At 62.6% G+C, this 18,193-nt stretch carries 17 protein-coding genes; 7 read left to right on the plus strand and 10 right to left on the minus strand.

All coding sequences use genetic code 11. The features are described 5' to 3' along the window. Positions 1-56 precede the first annotated feature (56 nt). The gene (locus N181_RS03425) at positions 57-545 is read right to left on the minus strand and encodes an NUDIX domain-containing protein (RefSeq protein WP_014329146.1); all 489 of its coding nucleotides are present in this window, start codon (positions 543-545) and stop codon (positions 57-59) included. A gap of 492 nt (positions 546-1,037) precedes the next feature. Here N181_RS03425 and N181_RS03430 point away from each other — a divergent pair, with 492 nt between their 5' ends. The 4 genes from N181_RS03430 (at position 1,038) to N181_RS03445 (ending at position 4,193) form a co-directional block, all read left to right on the plus strand. Next, the gene (locus N181_RS03430; protein WP_014329147.1) at positions 1,038-1,946 is read left to right on the plus strand and encodes a metallophosphoesterase family protein; all 909 of its coding nucleotides are present in this window, start codon (positions 1,038-1,040) and stop codon (positions 1,944-1,946) included. Positions 1,947-2,117: 171 nt separating this feature from the next. Continuing rightward, positions 2,118-2,663, plus strand: coding sequence for a tetratricopeptide repeat protein (locus tag N181_RS03435; protein WP_014329148.1), 546 nt, complete (start codon positions 2,118-2,120; stop codon positions 2,661-2,663). Positions 2,664-2,843: 180 nt separating this feature from the next. Continuing rightward, entirely contained in the window at positions 2,844-3,362 is a 519-nt protein-coding gene (locus N181_RS03440; RefSeq protein WP_014329149.1) for an RNA polymerase sigma factor, read from the plus strand. Positions 3,363-3,365: 3 nt separating this feature from the next. Beyond that, entirely contained in the window at positions 3,366-4,193 is an 828-nt protein-coding gene (locus tag N181_RS03445) for an anti-sigma factor family protein (RefSeq protein ID WP_037396124.1), read from the plus strand. Between the two features lie 197 nt (positions 4,194-4,390). On the opposite strand, the gene leuA is transcribed toward N181_RS03445, so the two are convergent. Both leuA and N181_RS03455 read right to left on the minus strand, forming a co-directional pair. Then, a complete protein-coding gene (gene leuA, locus N181_RS03450; protein WP_037396121.1) occupies positions 4,391-6,100 on the minus strand; it encodes a 2-isopropylmalate synthase in 1,710 nt (569 codons plus the stop codon). A 427-nt stretch (positions 6,101-6,527) separates the two neighbouring features. Beyond that, on the minus strand, positions 6,528-7,112 hold the full coding sequence (locus N181_RS03455; RefSeq protein ID WP_037396119.1) for an ATP-dependent Clp protease proteolytic subunit: 585 nt from the start codon (positions 7,110-7,112) through the stop codon (positions 6,528-6,530). 231 nt (positions 7,113-7,343) lie between these two features. On the opposite strand from N181_RS03455, the gene N181_RS03460 reads away from it, so the two are divergent. Further along, positions 7,344-7,922 (plus strand): HupE/UreJ family protein, encoded by a 579-nt coding sequence (locus tag N181_RS03460; RefSeq protein WP_037396117.1) that lies wholly within the window; start codon positions 7,344-7,346, stop codon positions 7,920-7,922. A 147-nt stretch (positions 7,923-8,069) separates the two neighbouring features. On the opposite strand, the gene queF is transcribed toward N181_RS03460, so the two are convergent. From queF to N181_RS03480, 5 genes are all read right to left on the minus strand, one after another. Then, positions 8,070-8,534, minus strand: coding sequence for a preQ(1) synthase (queF, locus tag N181_RS03465; RefSeq protein ID WP_014329155.1), 465 nt, complete (start codon positions 8,532-8,534; stop codon positions 8,070-8,072). Positions 8,535-8,563: 29 nt separating this feature from the next. Then, positions 8,564-9,481 (minus strand): cation diffusion facilitator family transporter, encoded by a 918-nt coding sequence (locus N181_RS03470; protein WP_037436620.1) that lies wholly within the window; start codon positions 9,479-9,481, stop codon positions 8,564-8,566. Between the two features lie 179 nt (positions 9,482-9,660). Continuing rightward, on the minus strand, positions 9,661-11,850 hold the full coding sequence (locus tag N181_RS03475) for an anthranilate synthase (protein WP_037396108.1): 2,190 nt from the start codon (positions 11,848-11,850) through the stop codon (positions 9,661-9,663). Positions 11,851-11,966: 116 nt separating this feature from the next. Next, positions 11,967-12,011 carry a trpE operon leader peptide TrpLE gene (trpLE, locus tag N181_RS33930; RefSeq protein WP_178385068.1) on the minus strand — a complete coding sequence of 15 codons (45 nt, stop codon included), beginning with the start codon at positions 12,009-12,011 and terminating at the stop codon, positions 11,967-11,969. A gap of 130 nt (positions 12,012-12,141) precedes the next feature. Further along, positions 12,142-14,247 carry a TonB-dependent receptor domain-containing protein gene (locus N181_RS03480; protein WP_037396106.1) on the minus strand — a complete coding sequence of 702 codons (2,106 nt, stop codon included), beginning with the start codon at positions 14,245-14,247 and terminating at the stop codon, positions 12,142-12,144. 261 nt (positions 14,248-14,508) lie between these two features. On the opposite strand from N181_RS03480, the gene N181_RS03485 reads away from it, so the two are divergent. Further along, positions 14,509-15,324 carry an extensin-like domain-containing protein gene (locus tag N181_RS03485; protein ID WP_037396104.1) on the plus strand — a complete coding sequence of 272 codons (816 nt, stop codon included), beginning with the start codon at positions 14,509-14,511 and terminating at the stop codon, positions 15,322-15,324. On the opposite strand, the gene N181_RS33630 is transcribed toward N181_RS03485, so the two are convergent. After that, positions 15,325-15,783, minus strand: a complete 459-nt coding sequence (locus tag N181_RS33630) for a YiiD C-terminal domain-containing protein (protein WP_014329160.1) — start codon at positions 15,781-15,783, stop codon at positions 15,325-15,327. A gap of 154 nt (positions 15,784-15,937) precedes the next feature. Here N181_RS33630 and N181_RS33635 point away from each other — a divergent pair, with 154 nt between their 5' ends. Continuing rightward, entirely contained in the window at positions 15,938-16,447 is a 510-nt protein-coding gene (locus tag N181_RS33635; RefSeq protein WP_037396102.1) for a DUF1993 domain-containing protein, read from the plus strand. 21 nt (positions 16,448-16,468) lie between these two features. Here the strand turns inward: N181_RS33635 and N181_RS03500 are convergent, their stop codons facing one another. Continuing rightward, positions 16,469-18,148, minus strand: coding sequence for a formate--tetrahydrofolate ligase (locus N181_RS03500; protein WP_037396100.1), 1,680 nt, complete (start codon positions 18,146-18,148; stop codon positions 16,469-16,471). Between the last annotated feature and the right edge of the window lie 45 nt (positions 18,149-18,193).

Consider the following 18,193-nt stretch of genomic DNA (forward strand, 5'->3'; position numbering starts at 1 on the left):
CCAGGAAAGGCTCTAAGCGCGCCGCGTGAATACATTTGAATGCGACGCGCTTTGGGCTACCACACCGTATCCGGCTTGACGGTTCCGGCGAGCTCGGCAAGCCTGCGGCGGGTCGCCGGGGTGGCGTCGGTGGGCAGATCGTCGAGCGGGAAGAAGCGGGCCGCGGCAATTTCCAGGTCTGCAACTTTCGGCCGCTGCTGGCGAACGTTGTCACAGCGGAAAAAGACGACATGATCGCGCTTGCTGGTCCCGGGGTTGTAATAGACTTGCACGAGGAGCGGCGGTGCCGTCAGTTCCAGATTGCCTTCCTCCCGAAGTTCGCGAACAAGCCCGTCGACGGCCGTCTCGCGCCGGTCGACGCCCCCGCCCGGGAAATGCCATCCGGGCAGGTAGGAGTGCCTGACGAGAAACACCCGGCCCTGGTCATCGAAACAGGCCGCCCGAACTCCGAGCGTCATGCCGCGCGACACGGCGAAATAGATGTGAGCGAGCCGCGTCAGGGGGTAGAGCCAGTTGCGCGCCTCTCGCGGGCGGTCCTGGTCCATTGGCTTCTCCTCCCCGGCAATTCCTACCGCATGTCTCCTTGGATCGACCTCGATCCAAGGACAAAGACATGCAGCAATTCAAATTGCTACAGCGACCTTTGCGCGCCTGATAAGGCGCGCGGCGCTGTAGTGCGAAAGCGACCTTTTAGGCGGCTAGCGGCACGTCGGGATAACCCATACAAGTGATTCCCCTGCCGCGGAATATGCGCTAGAGCCTTTCCTGGTTAAATTGAAGCATTCTGCCGGAGCAGGTTTTCGTCAGGGCAGAGGCGATTGTCGAAGGTCGTACCTGAAGGTACGGCCGAGGCGATCGCCTCTGAGCCTGGCGGAAAGATGCCCGGCCCTTCGGGTTGGCTGAAGCGGGCGGCCTGTTTGCTCGGCTGGCTTGGCCGTATGCTTGGGCTACGACGCACGCCAGCCGAGCAAACATTCCGCTCCGCTTGAGCCAACAGAATGGTTCAATTTAACCAGGAAAGGCTCTAGACCGAAGCGATGTTCAAACTTGCGCATATTTCTGACGTCCATCTCGGCCCGCTGCCCGACCTGTCGTTTCGCGAACTCGCCTCCAAGCGCATCACCGGTTTCGTCAATTGGCACAGGAACCGGGCGCGCCACCTCTTTCCCGGAACGCTCGCATGTCTGATGGACGATATCGAAAAACGCGATCCGGACCATCTGGCGATCACCGGCGACCTCGTCAATCTTGCCTCCTCCCTGGAGATCGGGGCCGTCACCGAATGGCTCACCGAGGCCGGCGACCCGCAGGACATCTCCGTCGTGCCGGGCAATCACGACGCCTATGTGCCCGGCGCCTACGAGAAGACGGCACGCGCCTGGTTTCCTTTCATGCGCGGCGATAGCGGCCCTGCCGGATGGATCAAGGATCATCACTGCTTTCCCTATATGCGGGTGCGCGGTTCCGTCGCCCTCATCGGCTGCTCGACGGCGGTCGCCACGCCCCCCTTTGCGGCAAGCGGCTATTTCGGTCCGCGGCAGGCGCGCGCCACGGTCAACCTCTTGCGCGCGGCCGGTGAGGCCGGCCTGTTCCGGGTCGTCATGATCCATCATCCGCCGATTCGCGGTGCGACATCCATGCACAAGCGCATGATCGGCATCCGCCGTTTCGCCGCGACCATTTCGTCGGGAGGTGCCGAATTGGTGATCCACGGCCACACCCATCTCAACACGGTCTATTGGCTGAGAGGGCACGCGGCGCCGGTGCCGGTCGTCGGCATCGCCTCCGCTTCGCAGGGGCCGGGCGGCAGCAAGCCGGTCGCAGCCTACAACCTTTTCTCGATCGCCGGCGAACCGGGAGCCTGGAGACTGACGCGCGAGCGCTTCGCCCTCGGCGCCGACGCCAAGACCGTCAGCCTTGCCGAAACAACCCGGTTCAACGCTTGAGGGGCGCCCGGAAGGTAGTGTACGGAATGGCCCTAGCGGTTTTTTTCGCCGACCGCCGAATAATCGGCTAGGCTCCGGCGTCTATTTCGCGTTGGAGGTCGAGCGCCGCCGGAGCGATATTTGCGTCGACCGGTCACCGGCCGCCGCAGTGTCCACAGGAGAAAAGGCATCATGAACCGCAAGATCATCCTCTTCACTCTTGCAACCTTCGCGGCGTCGATGGCGGGCTCCGCGGCCTGGGCCGTCGGCGACAATAACAGCGAGCCGCCAAAGAAGACGAAGACGACCACCCAGTGCAAGGACGGCAAGATCTGGGATGCCAAGAGGAACAGATGCGTCGAAGCAAAGCGGAGCGATCTCGGTGACGATATCCTGTTCGACGCGGCGCGCGAGCTCGCCTATGCCGGCCAATACGAGAATGCGATCAAGGTTCTGGATGCCATGAGGGAGCAGCGGAGCGCCCGCGTCCTGAATTATATGGGCTACGCCAACCGCAAGGCCGGGCGCATGGAACTCGGCATGCAATACTACAGGCGCGCCATTCAGGCCGACGAGAATTACATTCTCGCGCGCTCCTATATGGGCCAGGCTCTGGTCGAGCAGGGGCGCGTCGAGGAAGCGAGAGCGCAGCTTGTGGAGATTCGCGACCGCGGCGGCGAAGACAGTTGGGCATACAGGGCCTTGCTCCAGTCGCTCGGAGGAATTCGTCAATACTGACACGCGATCTTCCTTTCTGCCGCGCTGCAGGCGCGCCAATCGCCTGGGAATTCCGGAACGGGAAAAAACTCTTTGCGATCCGGCTCTTCCCTTGCAGACTTCGGATCAAGTTTCATATCATGAGCCGTGCGTTCGCACGGCGAATAGACGGATGATCCGGCACGTCTCACTGGAAGAGAAATGCGCCCAGCGGCAGAGATGAAGGACTTCAGACGGGATTTGGTCAGCCTGCTGCCCAAATTGCGCCGTTTCGCGATGACGCTGACGCGCAATGCCAACGATGCCGACGATCTCGTCCAGGAAGTTTGCGAGCGGGCGATCAGCCGCAGCCACCTGTGGAACGGCGAGGGCCGGCTGGAGAGCTGGATCTATACGATGACCCGCAATCTCTGGGTGGACGAAGTCCGCAAGCGGAAGGTCCGCGGCACAGGCAGCATGGTCGATATATTCGAGCAGGACGAACTGAATGTCGAAGCCACGGCCGAGAAGGCGGTCTATGCCAACCAGTTGCAGAAGATGATCCTCTCCATGCCGGAAGGACTGGCAAGCGTCTTCCTGTTGGTCAACGTCGAAGGTCACAGCTACCGGGAAACCGCGACGATCCTCGGCATCCCGATCGGCACGGTGATGAGCAGGCTCTCGACAGCGCGCCTGCGGCTCGCGGCGATGTTGTCCGAGGATACGGAAAGGAGGGCCTGACCGTTGCAGCAGACGAAGGGGCTGGCGCTCGAAGTGCGGTTGTCCGCCTATATCGACGGCGAACTTGGCGAGGCGGAAAGGTCCGAGCTCGACGCCCTTTTGGCGCGCGATGACGACGCCAGGGCGCTGCTCGAGAAACTGAAGGCCGGCAGCGCATTCGGAAACCGGGCGTTCGAGGATTTCCTTCACGACCCGGTGCCATTGGCTTTGGTGCGGCACATCAAGCAAGGCGGCGGCATCAGTCCGAAGCTGGAGCGGGTCACGACGTCGAACCTTCCGAAACGAAGCGCCCGCGTCTTGCCACGCCTGGTGGCGGCATCGCTTGGCCTGCTGCTCGCGGGAGGCGTCGCCGGGTTCATCCTCGGCAGCACGGCCAATTTCGTCGAGCCGGGCGGCGAGGCGGCCGCAACCCCGTGGATCAACGAGATTGCCGACTACCATCGCATCTATTCGCGCCAGAAGGCGCATCTCGTCGAGGTGCCAGCCTCGCAAGCGGCGCATATAGAAACCTGGCTGACCTCGAGCGTCGGCGTTTCCTTCAAGGTTCCAGATCTGACGCGCAAGAGCCTCGTCTTCGAAGGCGCAAGGCTGCTGGTCGCCAACGGCAAGCCGGTGGCGCAGCTCGTCTATCGCGACCAGGAGGGCGAGATTTTCGCCATCTGTTTCTTGAGAGGCGGCGACGGGACGCAGGGGAACGAGTTCAGCGAAACGATCCGCGGCGATCTGGGATTCGTCTCCTGGCAGAAGGAGGGCTCCTCCTTCGTCGTCGTCGGGCCGTCATCGGCCGCCGGCTTGCAGGATCTCGCCCACACGGTGGCGGCGGTCATCTGATCTCGTCGGAAGTCGCGGTTTCGGCCCCCTCATCCGGCCTGCCGGCCACCTTCTCCCCAACGGGTCGAAGGAGACTCGCCTCGCCGCCTAAAGTCCCCTCTCCCCGTATGCTGGGAGAGGGTTAGTCCTCGGGTTAAACCCGAGGAGAGGGGCAAATCAAGACGCACCCCGCCTTTGGCGTCCACCTTCCCCAGCGGCTATTTCCCCAACGTCTCCAAAACACGATTGGCGGCCGAAACGATCGCTTCGAGCGAGGCCGCGACGATGTTGGTGTTGATGCCGGCTCCGAACAACGTGCCGCCCGGATACTCCGCCTCGACATAGGCGATCGCGGCGGCGTTCGAGCCGTGCTGCAGCGAGTGCTCGCAATAGTCCGCGACCGAGAGCTCGACGCCGAGATAAATCGACAGCGCATTGATGAAGCCGTCGATCGGACCGGTGCCCTTGCCTTCGATCCGCTTCGTCTCGCCGCGGTCGGTGATCTCGGCAGCCACCACGCGCAGGCCCTTGTGGTCGCCCACCGGATAGGTGTGGTGATCGACGAACTTGATGCGTGCTCCCGGCTGCTCGACATAGCGCTCGATGAAACGCTGATGGATGCGCTTCGACGGCAATTCCTTGCCTTCCTCGTCGGTGATCCGCTGGATGTCCTCACGGAACTCGATCTGCAGCTTACGCGGCAGGTTGATGCCGTAGTCCTCCTGCATGATATAGGCGATGCCGCCCTTGCCCGACTGCGAGTTGATACGGATGATCGCCTCGTAGCTGCGGCCAACGTCGCGCGGGTCGATCGGCAGATAGGGCACCTCCCAGGTGGGCCTGTTGGCCTGCTTCAACGCCTTCATGCCCTTGTTGATGGCGTCCTGGTGGGAGCCGGAGAAGGCGGTGTAGACCAGTTCGCCGACATAGGGGTGACGCTCCGCAATGACCATCTGGTTCGAGTATTCGTAGACTTCCTTGATCCTCTCGATGTCCGAGCAATCCAGCTTCGGGTCGACGCCTTGCGTGAACATGTTGAGAGCCAGGGTCACGACGTCGACGTTGCCGGTGCGCTCGCCATTGCCGAACAGCGTGCCTTCGACGCGGTCCGCGCCGGCCATCAGGCCGAGTTCCGTGGCGGCGATGCCGGTGCCGCGGTCGTTGTGCGGATGCAGCGAGATGAGCAGGTTCTCGCGGTTGTCGAGGTTGCGGCACATCCACTCGATCTGGTCGGCATAGACGTTGGGCGTCGCCATCTCGACGGTCGACGGCAGGTTGATGATCAGCTTGTTGTCCGGCGTCGGCTTGACGATCTCGATGACCGCGTTGCAGATCTCCAGCGCCACTTCGAGTTCCGTGCCGGTGAAGCTCTCCGGCGAATATTCGAAACGATAGCCGCCGCCGGCCTTGGCAGCCATGTCGGTGATCATCTTGGCGGCGTCGGTGGCGATCTGCTTGATGCCGGCGACATCCTTGGCGAAGACGACGCGGCGCTGCAGCTCGCTCGTGGAGTTGTAGAAGTGCACGATCGGCCGGTGGGCGCCGTCAAGCGCCTCGAAGGTACGGGTGATCAGCTCCGGCCGGCACTGCACGAGCACCTGCAGCGAAACGTCAGCCGGCACATTGCCCTCTTCGACGCACCAGCGGGCAAAGTCGAAATCGGTCTGCGAAGCGGATGGGAAGCCGATTTCGATTTCCTTGAACCCCATGTCCACGAGCAGATGGAACATGCGAGCCTTGCGGTCGTGTCCCATCGGGTCGACCAGCGCCTGATTGCCGTCGCGCAGGTCCACCGAGCACCAGATCGGCGCCTTGTCGATCGTCTTGGAAGGCCAGGTGCGGTCCGACAGCGCCACCTGCGGATAGGCCTGATATTTCACCGCGGCCTCTGGCATGCCGGTCTTGATGGGATGCGATCTCAGTATCATGTGCAGCTTCTCTTCGTCGCTGGAGCGTGGCTTGCCGGATGCAATAGCCGATCACGGACGATATTGCGAGGCTGATGCCGACGCCATTGTTTCAGTTTTTGGGAGTTCGAGGAGCAATCCGCCGGCAGGGCTTTTCGGCCGCCGGGCGCTCCTCACCGGACCCGGCAACCGCGAGTAAGGCCGAGAAGAAGAAGCGAGGCAAAGGCACGCGAGGGGGCACGATCGTGATCGTGTCCGGAGAAGATCGCTGCGATCTTATGCGCGTAAGCCTTGGTCATGGGAGTGCCTATACACGCCCGGCCCGACCGGAGCAAGGGAGATCGAGAAATATCCTGCCCCTCTCAGTCCGCTGCTCCGTTTGCAAATGAAAAGGGCACCGGCCTTAGCCGATGCCCTTCAATGGGAACCCGTTGGAAAACAGGGCCGATTAGATCTCCGCAACGGAGGTGACGATCCGCGAAACGAGCCCATAGGACTTCGCCTCGTCGGCGCCGAGCCAGTAATCGCGGTCCGTGTCCTTGGCGATCTTCTCGACCGGTTGGCCGGTCGCTTCGGAGAAGATCTTGTTCAACCGCTCGTTCATCTTGATGATTTCACGCGCCTGTATCTCGATATCCGAGGCCATGCCGCGCGTGCCGCCGGACGGTTGGTGCAGCAGGAAGCGGGTGTTCGGCAGGCAGAGGCGTTGCTCCTTCGGCGGAGCGACGAAGATGAGCGCGCCGGCCGAGGCAACCCAGCCGGTGCCGATTGTCCAGACCTTCGGCTTCACGAACTTGATCATGTCGTGAATGCTGTCGCCGGATTCGACGTGGCCGCCCGGTGAGTTGACGAAGATGCGAATGTCTTCGTCGCTGGCCGAGGCAAGGGCCACAAGCTGCGAGCAGACCTTCTGGGCCAGTTCCTGGGTGATCGTTCCGTAGATGAAAATCGAACGCGACTTGAAAAGGTTCGCCTCGGTTTCCTTGCCCAACGGCAGCTCGGTCTTCTTTTCTTCCTGGTCGTCGTCGTTCATCCGCATTCTTCGGACTCCTCGTGAAATGTCTCAAGGTCAGATAATGCGACTCGATGCCGATGACAATGCAAACCGGCTGGCGAAGAAAGGTTGGGACCGACAGCGCTGCCGCGATGGTAAATGCGAGCCCCGTCAAATGCCGTATGGACAGCGGGCAAAAGCCCAATAAGATCAGCGCGTCATCAGAGCGGACGGGCCGCCTCCCAAGCCTGTCGACAAGTGGGGATCAGAATGAAGACACGCATGCTCATTGCCGCTGCAGCGCTCGGCGCTTCCGCCGCACCCGCCTTCGCGCATCTCGAGCCGGCCGAGCACGGCGCACTGGCGGCGGGCCTTTCCCATCCGTTTTTCGGCGCGGATCATGTGCTTGCCATGGTCGCGGTCGGCCTCTGGGCGGCGCAGATCGGCGGCCGCGCCCTCTGGGCGGTTCCTGCCGCCTTCGTCGCCATGATGGCTGTCGGCTTCGGCCTAGCGCTTGCCGCCGTTCCCCTGCCCTTCGTCGAGCCGGCAATCCTCGCCTCGGTCGTTGCCCTCGGCCTGATCGTCGCAATGGCCGTGCGGTTCGATGTGGCGCCTGCCGCAGCGATCGTCGGCATCTTCGCGCTCTTCCACGGCCACGCCCATGGCGGCGAACTGGGGCCGGCCGGCGCCTGGTCTTTCGCCATGGGATTCATCATCGCGACCGCATTGCTGCATGCTACAGGCGTCGGCCTCGGCATTGCGCTCGCGAGGCTTTCGAGCACCGGCACCCTTGCCCGCCTGCTCGGCGGTGTGACCGCCCTGGCCGGAGCAGCCCTGATCTTCGGCTGACGGGCATCGCTGTGGTGCTCTACAGCGCCGTGCGTCCTTTCAGACGCACAAAGGTCGCTGTAGAACTTTGAATCGCTGCATGTTTGTGTCCTTAAATCGGCTCGATTTAAGGACACATGCAGTAGGCGGCGGGAACTCCCCGCCGCTTCACCCCCGGCCGCGGTACGTCGGCACGCCCTGGTCCGGCAGCCAGACGCCTTCCGGCGGATTGCCGGTCTGCCAGAACACATCGATCGGGATGCCGCCGCGCGGATACCAGTAGGCGCCGATCCGAAGCCACTTCGGGGACAGCAGAGACACCAGCCGCTTGGCGATGTCGATCGTGCAATCCTCGTGGAAGGCGCCGTGGTTGCGGAACGAATGCAGGAACAGCTTCAGCGATTTCGATTCGACCAGCCAGCCGTTCGGCACGTAGTCGATGACGATATGGGCGAAGTCCGGCTGTCCGGTCATCGGGCAGAGCGAGGTGAATTCCGGCGCCGTGAAGCGGACGACGAAATCCGTGCCCTCATGGCCGCTGGGCACCCGTTCCAGTACCGCTTCCTCGGGGCTCTGCGGCAGGTCGACCTTTGTTCCCAGTTGTGAAAGTCCTGATACGTCCGTCTTCGTCATTTCCGTGATGCTCCACTCTGCGCGTCTGGTCAGACGCGCGACGCTGTAGTCTTGACACGCACGCCGTGCGCCTTTTCGCCTTCCGGCTCGACATGAATGGCGATCCTCGCGCCCGGATGAACGGCGCGGATCGCATCTTCGATCCGGTCGCAGATATCATGGGCGTCGCCGACCGGCATCGTCTCCGGCACGACCATGTGGAAATCCACGAAGGTCGCCGGACCCGCCTGTCGTGTCTTCAGGTCATGGACGCCAAGCGATCCGCCGGCAGCGGCGGCGATCGCCTGCTTGATCGCCTCCTCTTCCTCCACCGGCACGGCCTTGTCCATCAGCCCGTCGATCGAGCGCGAGATGACCGTCCAGCCCTGGAACAGGATATTGCCGGCCACGACCACCGCAAGCAGGGGATCGAGGATGGCATAGCCGGTGGCGATGGCAAGAACAAGGCCCGCCAGCACCCCCGCCGAGGTGACGACGTCCGAGAGGATGTGATGCCCGTCGGCGCTCAGCGCCGGCGACCGGTGCGCCTCGCCGGCGCGGATCAGGACATAGGCCCAGAGCGCATTGACAACACCCGCACCGAAGTTGATCGCAAGGCCGAGTGCCGGGGCGTTCAGCAGCGACGGCGCCATCATTTCGGGCACCGCCTCCCAGAGGATCAAGAGCGCCGCCACGACGATCAAAACACCTTCGATGACCGCCGAAAAATACTCCGCCTTGTGATGTCCGAAGGGGTGGCCGGCGTCCGCCGGCTTCGCTGCGTAGCCGATCATCGCATAGGCGATCACCGCAGCGACGACATTGACCAGGGATTCCAGGCCGTCGGACAGCAGTGCGACCGACCCCGTCACCCACCACGCAAGCAACTTCAGCCCCATGACGCTGAGCGAAAGCGGAATGCCCCAAAAGGCGAGCCTTAGAACCGTTCGGTTGTCGGACGCGGTCATCTTCATTCCTCGTGCAGATGCAAACGAGTTGCAAATGCATGCCCATTGAAACGCAAAACCGCCCGCGCGGGTTTTCGCGCAGGCGGATATTCATGCATCATATGGGCGATAATGAACGGCTTGTCAAAGGCGTGATCGCAACTTCGCGCTTCTGCTCCAGCCACCCGCCTGCGAGGGCGTCAAGCGGCCTTGATCTTCGCCCTTTTCGCCAGATGCGCCACGACGTTCTCGATCATCCGCATGCCGGCGTCGCCGCCGAGCGTCATGATCGATTCCGGATGGAACTGCACGGCGGCCACCGGCTCCTTGGCGTGCTCGATGCCCATGATCGTTCCGTCCTCGCTTTCGGCGGTGATCATGAAATCGCGCGGCAGGGTCGATGGGTCGGCAAAGATCGAATGATAGCGCCCCACCGTCACTTCCTTGCCAAGACCGGAGAAGACCATGCCCGGTTCCAGCACGCGGATGCGCGACGGCTTGCCATGCATCGGGATCGCCAGTTGCCTGAGATCGCCGCCATAGGCCTCGGCCAGCGCCTGCAGGCCGAGGCAGACGCCGAAGATCGGCAGGCTGCGCGCCCGCGCCTTCTTGATCGTCGCCTTGCAGTCGAAGTCCTTCGGGGTGCCGGGGCCGGGAGAAAGCACGACGAGGTCAGGCTTGACCCGGTCGAAGATTTCCTCGGCGACCGGCGTGCGCACGGTCGTCACCGTCGCGCCGGTCTGGCGGAAATAATTCGCCAGCGTATGGACGAAGCTGTCCTCGTGGTCGACCAGCAGGATGTTGACGCCGGCGCCGACGGGGGCGACGTCGCGCGCCGCCTTGGCGCTGTTGGCGGATTTCGCGTCGCGAATGGCTGCAATCATGGCGGAGGCTTTCAGTTCGGTTTCGGCTTCTTCCTCTTCCGGATTGGAATCGTAGAGCAGCGTCGCACCCGCCCGCACCTCGGCAATGCCGTCCTTGATGCGGATCGTGCGCAGCGTCAGCCCGGTGTTCATGTCGCCGTTGAAGCCAACCATGCCGATTGCGCCACCGTACCAGGCGCGCGGGCTCTTCTCATGGCTCTCGATGAAGCGCATCGCCCAGAGCTTCGGCGCGCCGGTGACGGTGACGGCCCAGGCGTGGCTGAGGAACCCGTCGAAGGCGTCCATGTCGTCGCGCAGCCGGCCCTCGATATGGTCGACCGTGTGGATCAGCCGCGAATACATTTCGATCTGGCGGCGGCCGATCACCTTCACCGAGCCCGGCACGCAGACGCGGCTCTTGTCGTTGCGGTCGACGTCCGAGCACATGGTGAGCTCGGACTCGTCCTTCTTCGAATTCAAAAGCTTGAGGATCTGCTCGCTGTCGGCGATCGGATCGTCGCCGCGCTTGATCGTGCCGGAGATCGGGCAGGTCTCGATGCGGCGGCCGGAAACGCGCACGAACATCTCCGGCGAGGCGCCGACCAGATATTCCTGGTTGCCGAGATTGATGAAGAACGAATAGGGCGACGGGTTGATCGCCTTCAGCCGGTTGGAAATCTCCGAGGGGCGGCTTTCGCAGCGCTCGTAGAACTTTTGGCCCGGCACGACTTCGAAGAGATCGCCGCGGCGGAAGCTTTCCTTCGCCTTGACGACGAGCTCGGCATATTCGCCGGGACGATGATCGCCGTGCGGCGGGATGCTGTCGACGGTGCGGAACGGGTCGGACGCGATATCCGCCGCCTTGCCCTCCGTCGAGACCCCGTCCTTGGCGAAATCGTAACGATCGATCCAGGCCCTGGCAGCGTAGTGGTCGACGACGAGGATCTCGTCCGGCAGGAAGAGCACCATGTCGCGCTGGTCGTCCGGCCGGGTGAGCTTCAGGTCGATCGCGTCGAACTGGAAGGCGAGGTCGTAGCCGAAGGCGCCGTAGAGGCCGAGGCTCGCGTCTTCCTCCGAATGGAACAGGTTCGTCACGGCGCGAAGCACGGTGAAGACGGTCGGCATCTTCGAGCGCTCTTCCTCGGTGAAGACACGATCGGGCTCATTGATGCTGAGATCGAGACGGCGGCGGTTCGAGGCGCCGAGCGTGATGTCGACAACGCTTTTCAGGTGTTCGGCGATCAGCGCCAACAGCACTTCACCGCGCTCGTTATAGGCTTCGATCCAGAGCGAACGACCGAAGGAGGAGATGGCGAGCGGCGGGTCGACGACGGCGGTGTCCCAGCGGGTATAGCGGCCCGGATACTCGTAGTTCGACGAGAAGACCGCACCGCGACGCTCGTCGAGCTTGTCCACATAGGAGGCGATCGCGTCCGCGTAGGAGGCATCGCGCCGCCTGCGCGTCACGACGATGCCACCCGTTGTGGTGTAACTCTCCGCGCCGTCGTCCAGAATTACCGTTGCCATTCGTCTCGCTCCGTAAAAAAAGCCCGGTCATTCCACGCGGCCCGAATACGAAAAAGCCGCCTCGAAATCTCCGGGCGGCTTCATGTCTCAATCACGCATGACTGGTCAAGGCCGCCTCAGCGAGCCCACCACCAGATCGAAATGTTCTGCGTGTTTGCCATGGGCGAAGTGTTAGCGTGGCTCGTGGTCTCACGCAAGCGGGAAAACGACACCGGGGCCGGCCGTTCGCGCCTCAAAGAAAAGAGGCGGCCCTTCGAGCCGCCTCCTGCGCAGTCGCCGACGCATCGAAGCTCAGAACTTCGCCTTCGCCGTTACGAGGAACGTCCGGCCCCGACCGGTGTCGACCGTGCTGCCGGCGATCGTGCTCGAGGCCGGCGTGTAGGTCTTGTCGAAAACGTTCGTGACGCTGCCGGTGAGTTCGAGACCGTTCTCGAACTTGTAGTTCGCGAAGAGGTCGACGAGCCCATAACCGGGGACGGTGGCGGATCCGCTTGCCCCCGCGTTCTCCTCGCCGATGAAGGCATTGGAAACGGCATAGATACGCGTACCTACCGTGAGGCGCTGTTCCTCGAGGAAGCGCGCCCCGAGGGTCGCACTTACGATGTCGTCAGGAAGGAAGCTCTGTACGCCAAAGCCATTGACCTGTGACGGGAGATCGCTCTCCGTATGCGTGTAGGCAAGGTCGCCAAAGACGTAGCCCGCATCATAGGCTGCCTGCAGTTCAAAGCCCTGAACCGTAGATATCCCGGGATTGTTGACAAAGAATATTTGCATCCCGCCGCCGGCCAAGGCCGCAGTGATATAGTTGTCCACCCTGTTGTGGAAATAGTTCGCCTTCAGGCGGAAGCTGTCTCCCGTAGCAATGAGGTCGTCCAGATTGATGTTCGCCCCGATTTCCCAGCCCTTGGATATTTCCGGCTGAAGGAACGGGTTGGGGAAGAACATCTGGAATCCACCCGGATGCGAACCGCCCACGAATATCTCGTTGACCGTCGGAGCGCGCGAGGTCTCGGCATAGGTCACGTAGGGCTGTAGCCATTCGGTGGCATTGACGGCCAGCGTGATGCTCGGGTTGAGGCGGCCATCCGATTCGTCGACGCTATAGGCGCCCGCCGGCATGCCGAGCGGATTGCCGGCGCTGACCGAACCGGTGCCGTCGATCGTGAAGCGATCATAGCGCAGGCCGGTGGTCAAATCGACGATGCCATGGGTGAAGGTCGTCGAATTGAAAATTCCGGTCGTCGCGTTCTTGCCGCTGCCGTTGACACCGCCGGTCGGCTGCGCCGCGCTGTTGATGACGTCGTAGTCATCCTGGAAATACTCGACGCCGTAGTTGGAGCGGACGGTAACCTCGCCGAGGTCGAATGTCGAGGTGTTCGAAATGTCGAAGCCGGTGCCGGTGTCGGTGATCCGCCGCCCGGCCGCCGCGCCGGCGCCCAGAAGATTGGTATCGTACTTCATCCGCAGCCTGTTCCAGTAGGCGTTGGCGCGCAGATCGATCAGTTCGTTGTCGGGCGTATAGGCATAGTTGGCGCTGACGGTCTGGTTCGTCACGTTCTGGAAATAGGAGTTCGCGAAGAAGTCATTGTCATAGGACATCGCGCTGAACTTGAACGAATGGTCCTTGTCCGGCGTGATCTCGGCCTTGATGAGCCCGGAGAGCAGATCCTCCTCGGTGAACGGCACTTCTATACCGTCGCCATTGTCGTAGTTGCCCGGATCGCTCTTGCTGATACCGCCGAGCACCGAGAAGACGTCGTTGAAGCGATAGGCACCGAGCAGTGATTCCGACCAGCCGGCGCCATTGCTGCCATAGGTGGCGACGGCCTGGCCGCCATAGTTCTTGCCGTCCTGGATCAGGTCCTCGATGTCGTAGGTCTTGAAGTTGACCGAACCGGCCAGCGCACCGCCGCCGACGCCGGTGACGGCGCCGCGGGTCAGATCGATCTCGGAAAGGAAGGCGGGATCGACATAGGCGAAGCCCTGGGCCTCGTGGCCGGTGAAGCGGAAGTTCTGGCGCACGCCGTCGATCATCATGTTGACGCGGCCGGAACCTTCGAAACCGCGAATATTGACGGCGACGCCGGGGTTCTGCGGGTTGTTCGCCGTCGAGGTGCCGGGCACGCTGCGCAGGAGATCGTCGGTCTCCTGGCCGGCCTGAAGCTCGATTTCGTCCGTGCTGACGACGCTCGACGGACCGGGCTTCGCATAGGGATCAGCCTCGCGCCCGCCCTTGGCGACGATCGGCGAGAGATAGGTCTCGCCCTTCTTTTCTGCCTCTTCGGCCTCCGTCTGCTGGGACGCCGTCGCGCTTTGCGCGAAGCTGTTGGAGGCGACGGACAACGCGAGTGTCGCCGTGCATGCGAGAAGAGCCAGGCGATGATGCCGGTTGAGCATGGACCAGTCCTTTGAAAATGTTGGCCGGGCTTGCTGTTGAGCGGCACTCAAGGGCTGGCTGGGCAGGTGTCGGGTTTCGGGCGAGACGGCCATGCCGTCGCCTTATTTAGGCCACATAAAAAACATGAGTGAAAAAGTCAATATAATTTTAGGGGCTGCATTAGCAAACGCTGTACCACGCGCCCCTTCCTCAGTTTCAGCACAATTTGAAACAGGAATGCTCTCTCGTGCGTTTGATCATGACAGACAGGAAGGACCTGCATGCGCGCTGTCGGAGCAATTCTGATGTCTGCCTTGGTGCTTTCCGGGGCGACTCTTCCGAAGAGAGGCCCACTGCCGGTGCCGAGGCCCGAAGCGGTTCAAGGCGAGCAGCCAACACCCACACCAAAGCCTGCCCCTGAGGGTGGGCGTCAAGCGAGCGAGCGCGGAAAAGTGGAGCCCGGGCGAGGCTTGCCACCTGGCTGGAAAGACGATGTTGTGCGCCCCGAGGAGACTGTTCTCAAGATCGAAACCGAGGAGCCGAAAGCCTATGCATCCTGTCTCGCGGCACTCAAGGAGATCGGCGCTGCCTTTGCGGAGACCGCTCGCGTCGATGACGGGAAGGGCTGCGGGATCGACAAGCCAATCCGCGTAACGTCGGTACTGCCGGGCGTCGCGCTAAAGCCGGAGGGCGTGATGCGCTGCGAGACCGCCTTGGCGCTCGCCCGCTGGACCAGGGAGACCGCCACGCCAGCCGCCCAGACCGCTTTCGGGCCCGACGCTCGTCTTTCAGCCCTGAACCAGGCTTCAACCTACGTCTGCCGGCTGCGCAACAATGCGAATACCGGCAAGATCTCCGAGCACGCCCGTGGGAACGCGGTGGACATCGCTTCCTTCAGCCTGTCGGATGGCAAGACCATCGAGATCCAGCCCCGCGACGAAGACGGCACCTTGACCGGCGCCTTCCAGCGCGCCGTCACCGCCTCCGCCTGTCTGTACTTTAAGACCGTGCTCGATCCGGGCAGCGATGCGGCGCATGAGGACCACCTGCATCTCGACGTCATCGAACGGAAGAACGGCTATCGCTATTGTCGATAGCTATATCCGCGCCGTCTCATACCCAAGCGCCACGAATTCGCCGGAGAACAGACCGGCAACCCCGCTCTCGGCCATGAGCTCGGCCGTCACCTTGAGACGCGCCCTGCCCCGCCGTTCGAGCAGGCGCATGAATCCTGGCCATTGATCAGGGTCTTCGAGACTCGAGCGCGCCGAAAAAGGACCGGCGATCGGCAACAGATAATCCATCCGGTTGCTCTGTATCACCAGGCGGCTGGCAATGCCGCTCGAGCGAAGCCGGGCATGCAGCAGCGACCAGGCCGCGAGAATCGACAATGCCGAAGCGCTCCCGCCGAAAACCGTTTCACGATGATTGATATTCGGCGCCAGCGGTGCGCGAAGGAGGACATGTTCCCACGCCACTGCCGCCACTTCCACCTGCATGGCAGCGGAGAGAGGAATATGCGCATGAAGATAAGCCTGAAGTTCCGAAGGTGTCATTGTGTTTCCAAGGTAGCGCGCCACCGGGCGCAAATCGAGCAGAGCACGAATTCTCTTTCGGATCGGCAAAGATTTCCGCGGCTGGTTGAACCCAACCCCGCTCGATACGATCTATCAGCGGCACCGTCCGCAAAGCCTTAAGCGAGGAAATCCCATGCCTTTGACAATGTACACGCTCTCGATTCCCGTCTTCACGCGCGGCTTTTCCGCGCTCGGCGGGCTCCTCGACAAGGCCGAGGCTTTTGCCGTCGAATCGGGCACGCCGCTCGACGATCTCTTCAACGCACGGCTCGCTCCGGACATGCTGCCGCTGTCGGGCCAGATCCAGCGGGCGAGCGACACGAGCAAGAACGCGATCGCACGGCTGACGACGCTCGAGGTGCCGCGTTTTCCCGACGACGAGCAGAGCTTCGCCGATCTGCGCGCGCGGATTGCCAAGACGGTGGCGTTCTTCGCAAACGTCACGCCGGAAGACCTCGATGGCAGTGAGAAGCGCGAAGTGACCCTCAACTTTCCGAATTTGAAGGTGAACTTCAGCGGCGACGACTACCTCTTGAAGTTCGTGCTGCCGAACTTCTATTTCCATTTGACCACAGCCTACGACATCCTGCGCCACAAGGGCGTGCCGATCGGCAAGGCGGACTTTATCGGCGGCCTCGATTGACGACGGTGGGCTGCACCGTCGTCAGAACAAGCCCTCTATGTAGCCTGCTTCATTGAGGCGGATCCTCTCCGAAGACGGTACCTTCGGCAGGCCCGGCATCGTCATGATCTCGCCCGTGATGACGACGACGAAGCCGGCGCCGGCCGCAAGGCGGACTTCGCGGATCGGCACCGCATGGCCGCTCGGGGCGCCGCGCAGATTGGGGTCGGTGGAGAAGGAATATTGGGTTTTCGCCATGCAGATCGGCAGGTGCCCGTAGCCCTGGTCTTCCCAGGTCCTGAGTTGCTCCCGCACCAGCTTGTCGGCAATGACTTCATTGGCGTGGTAGATGTCCTTGGCGATCGTCTCGATCTTGTGGAAGAGCGGCATGTCGTCCGGATAAAGCGGCGAGAACTGTGAGTGTCCCGCATTGGCCAGATCGACGACCTTGTGCGCCAATTCCTCGATGCCGGCCGAGCCCTCAGCCCAGTGCCGGCACAGGACGGCTTCGGAACCGAGCGTGCGGACATAATCCTTGATCGCCTGGATCTCGGCCTCCGTATCGGAGGTGAAGTGATTGATCGCGACGAGCACCGGCACGCCGAATTTCTTGACGTTCTGCACATGGCGCCCGAGATTGGCGCATCCTTTCCTGAGCGCCTCGAGATTCTCCTTGCCGAGGTCGTCCTTCTTCACGCCGCCATTCATCTTGATTGCCCTGACGGTGGCAACGACGGCGGCCGCGTCCGGCTTCAAGCCGGCCTTGCGGCACTTGATATCGAAGAATTTTTCCGCGCCGAGATCCGCGCCGAAACCCGCTTCTGTCACGACATAGTCGGCAAGCTTCAGCGCCGTCGTCGTCGCCACGACCGAATTGCAGCCATGCGCGATGTTGGCGAAGGGGCCGCCATGAACGAAGGCCGGGTTGTTCTCGAGTGTCTGCACCAGGTTCGGCTGCATCGCATCCTTGAGCAGGACCGCCATCGCCCCGTCCGCCTTGATGTCCCGCGCGTAGACGGGGCTCTTGTCACGCCGGTAGCCGATGATGATGTTGCCGAGGCGTTTTTCCAGGTCCTTGATGTCGGCGGCAAGGCACAGGATCGCCATGACCTCCGAGGCGACGGTGATGTCGAACCCCGTCTCACGCGGATAGCCGTTGGCGACGCCGCCGAGCGAGCCGATGATCTGGCGCAGTGCCCGGTCGTTCATGTCCATCACCCGCCGCCAGGCGATGCGGCGGATGTCGATGGCCTGTTCGTTGCCCCAGTAGATATGGTTGTCGATCAGCGCGGCGAGCAGGTTGTGCGCCGAGGTGATGGCATGGAAATCGCCGGTGAAATGTAGGTTGATGTCCTCCATCGGTACGACCTGGGCGTAACCGCCGCCGGCCGCGCCCCCCTTGATGCCGAAGCAGGGGCCGAGCGAGGCTTCGCGGATGCAAACGATGGTCTTCTTGCCGATACGGTTGAGCCCGTCGCCGAGGCCGACGGTCGTCGTCGTCTTGCCCTCGCCGGCCGGCGTCGGGTTGATCGCCGTCACGAGGATCAGCCGGCCGCTTCTCTTCCCCTTCTGCGCCGCTATGAATTCGGCACTCACCTTAGCCTTGTCATGGCCGTAGGGCAGCAGGTGCTCCGGCGGAATACCGAGTTTCGCGCCGATCTCCATGATGGGTTGCTTGCGTGCAGCACGCGCGATCTCGATATCGGACTTGACCTCCGGCATGGCTTCCCCCCTCTTTGCTGCGCGCAGCCCGCCTCCTCTGCGAGA

The organism is Sinorhizobium fredii USDA 205 (assembly GCF_001461695.1).
Lineage (GTDB): Bacteria > Pseudomonadota > Alphaproteobacteria > Rhizobiales > Rhizobiaceae > Sinorhizobium > Sinorhizobium fredii.

Bases quoted from the DNA above. Each gene is read 5' to 3' on its own strand.
- N181_RS03425 (WP_014329146.1), bottom strand. From the start codon at position 545: ATGGACCAGGACCGCCCGCGAGAGGCGCGCAACTGGCTCTACCCCCTG.
- N181_RS03430 (WP_014329147.1), top strand. From the start codon at position 1,038: ATGTTCAAACTTGCGCATATTTCTGACGTCCATCTCGGCCCGCTGCCC.
- N181_RS03435 (WP_014329148.1), top strand. From the start codon at position 2,118: ATGAACCGCAAGATCATCCTCTTCACTCTTGCAACCTTCGCGGCGTCG.
- N181_RS03440 (WP_014329149.1), top strand. From the start codon at position 2,844: ATGCGCCCAGCGGCAGAGATGAAGGACTTCAGACGGGATTTGGTCAGC.
- leuA (WP_037396121.1), bottom strand. From the start codon at position 6,100: ATGATACTGAGATCGCATCCCATCAAGACCGGCATGCCAGAGGCCGCG.
- N181_RS03455 (WP_037396119.1), bottom strand. From the start codon at position 7,112: ATGAACGACGACGACCAGGAAGAAAAGAAGACCGAGCTGCCGTTGGGC.
- N181_RS03460 (WP_037396117.1), top strand. From the start codon at position 7,344: ATGAAGACACGCATGCTCATTGCCGCTGCAGCGCTCGGCGCTTCCGCC.
- queF (WP_014329155.1), bottom strand. From the start codon at position 8,534: ATGACGAAGACGGACGTATCAGGACTTTCACAACTGGGAACAAAGGTC.
- N181_RS03470 (WP_037436620.1), bottom strand. From the start codon at position 9,481: ATGACCGCGTCCGACAACCGAACGGTTCTAAGGCTCGCCTTTTGGGGC.
- N181_RS03475 (WP_037396108.1), bottom strand. From the start codon at position 11,850: ATGGCAACGGTAATTCTGGACGACGGCGCGGAGAGTTACACCACAACG.
- N181_RS03480 (WP_037396106.1), bottom strand. From the start codon at position 14,247: ATGCTCAACCGGCATCATCGCCTGGCTCTTCTCGCATGCACGGCGACA.
- N181_RS03485 (WP_037396104.1), top strand. From the start codon at position 14,509: ATGCGCGCTGTCGGAGCAATTCTGATGTCTGCCTTGGTGCTTTCCGGG.
- N181_RS33630 (WP_014329160.1), bottom strand. From the start codon at position 15,783: ATGACACCTTCGGAACTTCAGGCTTATCTTCATGCGCATATTCCTCTC.
- N181_RS33635 (WP_037396102.1), top strand. From the start codon at position 15,938: ATGCCTTTGACAATGTACACGCTCTCGATTCCCGTCTTCACGCGCGGC.
- N181_RS03500 (WP_037396100.1), bottom strand. From the start codon at position 18,148: ATGCCGGAGGTCAAGTCCGATATCGAGATCGCGCGTGCTGCACGCAAG.